Here is a 2056-nt window from a genome sequence, read left to right on the forward strand (position 1 = left end):
CGAGGCGATGCGCTCATAGCTGCCGTCGTCGAAGGTGTAGGCCAGGCGCTGGGCCGCGCCGATCCGCATGTGGTTGCCGGACGGGGTGACCCACAGGGCCGCCTCCAGGTCCGAGCGGTAGATCATCTCGCCGGTGTCGGGGCACTTGACCCAGAGGTTCTCCGGGGTTTCGCGCTTGGCCACCAGATTGCGTACGCCCGGCGCGATCTTGGCCAGCCATCCGCCGCGCTCCCGCGGCGTGGGGACGCTCGGCGGCTTCTGGGACTTGTCGTTTCTGTGCTCAGCCATCGCCATGAGGATTCTACACCGTCGGGCTAGCGACTCGCGCGAAGCGCACAGCCTTAGCCAAGGATTCCACTTTGGAAAGGACCCGCGTGGTCACGGTTTCGTTCATTGCCAGGCCCTGGGCGATCTCCTCGACCAGGGCCGAGCCCACCACCACGCCGTCGGCGACGCGGGCCACGGCTTCCGCGCGCTCCGGCGTCCGGATGCCGAACCCGACGCAGACCGGCAGGCCCGAGGCCGCCCGCACCCGGGCCACATGGGGCGCCACCACCGCGGCGTCGGCTTCCTTCACCCCGGTGACGCCGGCCACAGAGACGTAATAGGCGAAGCCCGAGGTGCGCTTCAGGATCACCTTCAACCGCGCGTCGTCGCTGGTGGGGGTCGACAGCAGCAGCAGGGACAGTTGCTCGGCGTCCAGGGCGTCGGCCAGGGGATCGGCCTCCTCCGGCGGGATGTCGACGACGATCAGGCCATCGGCGCCGGCCGCCGCGGCGTCCTTGGCGAAGGTGGAAAAACCTCGGTTCACCAGGGGATTGGCGTAGCCCATCAGGATGATCGGCGTCGTCTGGTCGCCCTTCCGGAACTCGGAGATCAGCTGCAGGGTCTTCGACAGGGTCATGCCCTTGTCCAGGGCGCGCAGGGCCGCGCGCTGGATCGGCGGGCCCTCGGCCATGGGGTCGGAGAAGGGAAAGCCCACCTCGATCAGGTCGGCGCCGGCGGCCGGCAGGCCCTTGAGGATCTCCAGGGCGGTGTCGTAGTCGGGGTCGCCGGCCATGACATAGGCCACGAAGGCGGCGCGGTTCTCCGCCTTCAGCGCGGCGAAACGCGCGTCGATACGAGCCTTGGTCAAATCGTGCGTCCCAGGTGGGCGGCGACCGTCGCCACGTCCTTGTCGCCCCGGCCCGACAGGTTCAGCACCACGATCCCGCCCTTGCCCACCTGTTTGGCGATGTCGGCGAGACGGGCCAGGGCATGGGCGCTCTCGATGGCCGGCAGGATGCCCTCCAGCTCGGCGCACAGCTTGAAGGCGTCCAGGGACTCGGTGTCGGTGGCGGTCATGTAGCTGGCCCGGCCCACGTCATGCAGCCAGGAATGCTCGGGGCCGATGCCCGGATAGTCCAGGCCCGCCGAGATGGAGTGGGCCTCGGTGATCTGGCCTTCGGAGTCCTGCAGCAGATAGGTCATGTTGCCGTGCAGGACGCCGGGGCGCCCGCCATTGATGGCCGCGGCGTGGCGTCCGGTCTCCATGCCCTCGCCGGCGGCCTCGACCCCGATCAGGGCGACGTCCTCGTCGTTCAGGAAGGGGTGGAAGATGCCGATGGCGTTGGAGCCGCCGCCGACGCAGGCCACGACGGCGTCCGGCAGCCGGCCCTCGGCCTCGAGGATCTGGGCGCGCGCCTCCTGGCCGATCACCGACTGGAAGTCGCGGACCATCTCCGGATAGGGGTGCATGCCGGCCGCGGTGCCGATCATGTAATAGGTATCGGCGACATTGGTGACCCAGTCGCGCAGGGCCTCGTTCATGGCGTCCTTCAGCGTGGCCGAGCCACTGGTCACCGACTCCACGGTGGCGCCCAGCAGGTTCATGCGGAAGACGTTGGGCTTCTGCCGCTCCACGTCCACGGCGCCCATATAGACCACGCAGGGCAGGCCGAAGCGGGCGCAGACGGTGGCGCTGGCCACCCCGTGCTGGCCGGCGCCGGTCTCGGCGATGATCCGGGTCTTGCCCATGCGGCGGGCCAGCAGGATCTGGCCCATGCAGTTGTTGATC

The 2056-nt window shown here is 69.3% G+C and carries 2 protein-coding genes and 1 pseudogene; all 3 read right to left on the reverse strand.

Annotated features, from left to right (window positions below):
* Window positions 1-294 (reverse strand): annotated as a pseudogene (locus tag Q7T09_RS03175) (acetyl-CoA carboxylase carboxyl transferase subunit beta); the annotation flags it as partial.
* A gap of 7 nt (window positions 295-301) precedes the next feature.
* Window positions 302-1135 (reverse strand): tryptophan synthase subunit alpha, encoded by an 834-nt coding sequence (gene trpA, locus Q7T09_RS03180; RefSeq protein ID WP_304697547.1) that lies wholly within the window; start codon window positions 1133-1135, stop codon window positions 302-304.
* Window positions 1132-2056: tryptophan synthase subunit beta (trpB, locus tag Q7T09_RS03185; protein ID WP_304697549.1), on the reverse strand; the 925-nt coding region annotated here is incomplete at its 5' end. The genes trpA and trpB, both read right to left, overlap by 4 nt.

This window comes from Phenylobacterium sp. (genome assembly GCF_030645195.1).
GTDB lineage: Bacteria > Pseudomonadota > Alphaproteobacteria > Caulobacterales > Caulobacteraceae > Phenylobacterium.